This is a genomic window from Photobacterium sp. 1_MG-2023 (genome assembly GCF_030547945.1).
Classification (GTDB): domain Bacteria; phylum Pseudomonadota; class Gammaproteobacteria; order Enterobacterales; family Vibrionaceae; genus Photobacterium.
Genome location: NZ_JAUORR010000059.1, coordinates 1 through 4,566, shown reverse-complemented (window position 1 = coordinate 4,566; position 4,566 = coordinate 1). Strand labels below are relative to the sequence as shown.

The window sequence follows — 4,566 nt, the reverse complement described above, 5'->3', positions numbered from 1 at the left end:
GTGGCCTCCGGTAATTTCGTAGTCAGACTTACCTAGTGTGGCAGAGCCTGATGAGGGGGAGTCCATGTCATTCGTTATGCCTTAATCGCTCTTGAATTAGAAATGTACACCCTCATATTAAGCTAGGTGTATATTAACGGAAAAGTAAAAATGGATTTTTCAACGATCAAACCTGGTGATGTTCTAGTTTCTAATTTTAGCATGGGCCCATTCCCATACCAGCATTGGGCATTGGTTTCAGACCGAAAGTGTTCTGATGGCTTTTATATGCTAATTTCGGCTTCAGAAAGAACGGGTACTGTAAAAGAAGAAAAAGCTGGTATAGTTACTCAAGGTGCAAAAACATACCTTGTAGATATAAACTTACCTGTTCCTGTTGAACTTGCTATTCAAAATGCTCGTGCTCAAGTTGATGTTTGGAAATACTCAGTTACTGATAGAAATTGTGAGCAGTTTATTAATTTTGTTCTCGGGCTTGGTATTACCTCAAAACAAGTAAAAACGGGGGTAGCTCTGGGAGCAACGGGAGCTTTGGCTACAGCGCTTTTGTCCGAAAAACCTACATGGTTCAAAATTCTAGGTGTTGCCGTTGCCTGTGCCGGTGTTGGCGTTGCAAGCGCAAAGGCGGTTGAGAAAAAAGAACAGGCATAACAAAGCGATTAATACGGCTACAAACGCATGGCAGTTTTAGTTCAAATCAGTTTTTGCGCTTACGGTGGCTATTTCGATTGTAGATATGTGTTTACAGCCACTTAGCATAGTGTTAGGTGCTTAATGGAAAAGGTACACATGGAGATTGCTTTTAGGCAGATAAACATTAATGACGATTTTGAGCTTTGCGTTGCTGCCAGGAGAGATGGGTACTTTCGTAGCTTCGGGCATTATGGTGGTTTCGATGATTTCATCAGTGGTTATCGTGAGCGTGTCATTGAAGGGTTAGCGACATCAGGATGGTACTACATTCATATATTTGTTGATGGTTAGTTTGCTGGGCAGCTAGAGTTTCGCAGTTTTTCACTTGAGCCGGAAACTGGCTATGTGCATCTCATTTACTTAAAACCGAATTTTCGAGGTTTAGGCCTTGCCCCAACAGTGCAGAATTACGTCGTAAGCACTTTGAGTCAAGCGGGTTGTTTGCATGCTGTACTTTCCGTGAGCCGAACTAACACGAGAGCCTTCAGATTCTATAAGCGTCATGGTTGGGCGTTCGTGCGTAAGAATCCGAAGCAAGATGAAACAGACTTTTACCAACTTCGGCTACGCACAGAGTATATTCTTTAGAATGGCTAAGAAATGGGAAGCCAATGAAAGATAGAAGAAAAAAGTTGTGGAATTTTTGGCAATGAACCTGCATTGTAACAGGGGAAATCACACGGATGTCAAAACTGCAGCTTTACTTTGGTTTTGCTACCAGTCTTTTCAGCGTATTATGCCTAGGAGGATAAATGACGAAAAATCGTAGTAGAAGATTAAGAAAGAAATTATTCAGTGGTGAGTTTACAGTATATGGTTTTGCAGTTACCTGTCGAATGACGGAACATAGTGAAACTGATTATGACCAATTTATCGATGAGTTTATTGATCTTGTAGAAAGTCAAAACTTAATTGTTGGTGGCGGATCTAGTCAGGAACAGTTTGATTGTTTTGTGGTATCCAATAATCGATATGAGTCTCCAACAGAGAAAGAGCGCTTGGTGATAGAACGTTGGTTGTTAAGCAATCCTATATTCGCAGAAGTCAATGTTGGTGAACTAGTCGATGTGAATAACGACATATAACAAATTGTTGAAGCAGATTTGACAAGCATGGCGTACTGGGTTTGCAGTGAAATTTTGATTACGCAATCGTGTAGAAGCTTTTGTATAGCGTACCTTACGACTAAACAAGGGGTTATCATTCAAGGGGTAGGATGAAGTATAAGTTCATTAAATCGATGGCTCATAACTTTACCCATTCATTCGTCGGTGGGTGCAATTATGTTGACGGCACATTTATTATCGAAGATTTATACACTTTGGCTCGCTTAAATCGAGGTAAGTCAGTTCAGATTTCTTGGATTCCCGTCCAAACAGAGGAACTCTTTCGTTTAACTCCGAGAATCAGAAAATCAATCGGTCACTATCGTGAATGGTTGCCTAAGCATGCTGCTAATCACAATGTTACCTTGGAATGCGTTAAAGAGTTTTATCTTCAAGTCTACATGGCAAAAAATCACCAAGTTTATGTGAAAGCAATTACAGTTGATGATCGAGGTAAAAGATTAGAGCAGTACGTGTACGCTTAAGCTGTAACAAAGCGTTATTCACTCATACGGAATTAACAAATGGAACATAGCGAAGTAGTCGTTGTCACTAAGTCCAGTTATAGTCCTGAATCCGATCGACTCCCTCTTAAATAATTGAAAAAAATAGAAAAGTTAGTCGTATTCTTGGTGTTGACTGTTCTGCTTGGGAAGATGTAATCGATGAATTGAACATTGGTGAAGGTAGTTAGATAGTTTGTGTGCTGGCCACTTCACACATAGAAAAATGTTGAAGAGGGATTCACAATGTTTAGCATTTTCTGTTTGATTATACGGCACAATGATTTAGGTTTAGTGGTCACAGTGTTTACTAAGCAACGCAGCGTTAATTGCAAGAGGCAGATTCAAGTGAATAAAGCATTGATGATCATCGGCTGTTTGATTCTTTTGTACGCTATTGCAGCCTTCTCGGCAGATTTATTGCCGATTTATGTATTTCAATCATCGCCTGATGATGTCTACATGAAGCTCGCTTTCACTGATGATCATTCATTTGATTGGACACAATTTAGGTTTCATACATTAGCAATAGGGGCAGTAATAGTTGTTATAGGCATGTTTATTGGTGGTAAAAGGTAGCATGTTATATAAAAAGGCGGATCAATCGCAGCCTTGGGCTGCTGAGACGTCAAAGGCTAATACGCTTTTCCGCCCGTGTGCTTTGCGTTTTATCTTTATAGCAAATATCTCATGGAGGAGATAATGAAAGACTCGGAAAACGAACCTTCCAAGTGGAAACTAGAGCGACAACAGGGGAGTCTTAGGTTTGTTGTCCGCACTTCTTTTCCAGCAATTTTAGGCGTGATGGTAGGGCAAAGTATTGAACCGGCTTTTATATCTGAAACGGTTTGGGGCTGGGCGCAAACGACCGATATATTCATGAGTGGTTTCTGGGGATCGATTGGTGCGATTCCTTTTAGTTTATTGATTTGGTGGTGGCGTGAGAGAAAGTATCAATATCATATCGCCAAGTTTGAGTAACACACATAACAAGTAATTAAAAAGCGATTCGCAATGCTTGTTACTTGAGTCGAAATCAATTTAGTTATCTACAGAACAATGACTTAGATTTATCGATGTTGCCACTCACGTCTGAACTGGGCGTGGTGGAGTAAGGAGAATTATGAGACAACAGTATCATTTTCGAAGCTCTGATGAAGGACTGCTATCGTGGGATGTTTTCCGGCTAATTGAACTCGCTAAAGATTTACCCGTTATCGAAATTTCGTTAACTGACATCAGTGAGTTAGACGAAGAATTTTGGTTCGAGTTGGGTGGTGAAAAACCAACATGTAGAAACATTATAGAGCACACGAAACTCATCCAGAACGCTGATTTATCATACCCAATCCTCCTGTGTCATAAAGGTAGGGTCATGGATGGGATGCACAGAGTGTGCAAAGCTATGTTACTTGGTCACGATACAATCCGAGCAGTCAGATTTCCTCAATATTTAGCGCCCGATCATGTTGGTATTGAAGCTGATGAGTTACTGTATTAGGAAACCGCATAACAGACAATTAAAGAGCGATTCGGCACGCGTACCATTTTTATTCTGTGTTGGTTTTTGTGATTATACTGCTCGGCGGTGCCATCGGTATTATGTGCTTCACACCTGAATTTGGTGTTATGAACGACAAGGAAAACGTAGAGTGGAACATATAATCAGAACTGCTTCAGAATCGGATGTTCTCGGCATTAATGAAGTATCCAAATATCTTGGATATGCCGAGTTATCTTCTTCCGAATCTCTTTCAAAGCTTCAAGAATTACTGAATTCTGCTCAAGATCAGGTTTATGTCGCAGAATCAGATGGCCGAATTTTAGGCTGGTTACACCTTTTCTATGCTCGGCGCCTTGCATCAGAGAGCTTCTTTGAAATTGGTGGGCTAGTTGTTTCTCCTGAAGCACGTGGCAAAGGTATCGGCAAAGCACTCGTAAAATATGCCCAAAAGAAAAATAAAGGGGATATTAGAGTACGTTGTAATGAACTAAGAAAAGACACACAAGAGTTTTACGAAGCTATTGGATTTGGTGTTAATAAGGTTCAGCGTGTGTTTCTAAAAAACGGATAACAAAGTGTTGAAGACAGATTCGCAACACCTGACAATGTTGGTTTAAATTGGCTTAAGTGTTTACAGCACAATGGGTTAGGTGTCATGGTGAGCGTTGCTCACGACTTACCGTGGCTACATGGACTCCCCCGGTTGTCAACAACAGCGTCAGGTAATGCAAGGTTTGGGACTGCCGCTCTACATTCGGTC

General features: G+C 40.8%; 6 protein-coding genes and 1 pseudogene. All 7 read left to right on the top strand.

Annotated features, from left to right (window positions below; translation table 11 throughout):
* Nucleotides 1–150: 150 nt before the first annotated feature.
* Nucleotides 151–651: a lecithin retinol acyltransferase family protein gene (locus tag Q4579_RS22685; RefSeq protein ID WP_303567211.1), complete on the top strand. Its 501-nt coding sequence runs from the start codon at nt 151–153 to the stop codon at nt 649–651.
* 138 nt (nt 652–789) lie between these two features.
* Nucleotides 790–1,281: pseudogene (locus Q4579_RS22680) on the top strand (GNAT family N-acetyltransferase).
* A 164-nt stretch (nt 1,282–1,445) separates the two neighbouring features.
* Entirely contained in the window at nt 1,446–1,778 is a 333-nt protein-coding gene (locus tag Q4579_RS22675) for a YggL family protein (protein ID WP_303567209.1), read from the top strand.
* Nucleotides 1,779–1,909: 131 nt separating this feature from the next.
* Nucleotides 1,910–2,284, top strand: coding sequence for a hypothetical protein (locus Q4579_RS22670; RefSeq protein WP_303567207.1), 375 nt, complete (start codon nt 1,910–1,912; stop codon nt 2,282–2,284).
* 366 nt (nt 2,285–2,650) lie between these two features.
* Nucleotides 2,651–2,881 carry a hypothetical protein gene (locus tag Q4579_RS22665; RefSeq protein WP_303567205.1) on the top strand — a complete coding sequence of 77 codons (231 nt, stop codon included), beginning with the start codon at nt 2,651–2,653 and terminating at the stop codon, nt 2,879–2,881.
* Nucleotides 2,882–3,004: 123 nt separating this feature from the next.
* Complete coding sequence (locus tag Q4579_RS22660; protein ID WP_303567204.1) at nt 3,005–3,283, top strand: hypothetical protein; 279 nt, start codon at nt 3,005–3,007, stop codon at nt 3,281–3,283.
* Nucleotides 3,284–3,954: 671 nt separating this feature from the next.
* Nucleotides 3,955–4,377 (top strand): GNAT family N-acetyltransferase, encoded by a 423-nt coding sequence (locus tag Q4579_RS22655; RefSeq protein WP_303567202.1) that lies wholly within the window; start codon nt 3,955–3,957, stop codon nt 4,375–4,377.
* Nucleotides 4,378–4,566: the final 189 nt, after the last annotated feature.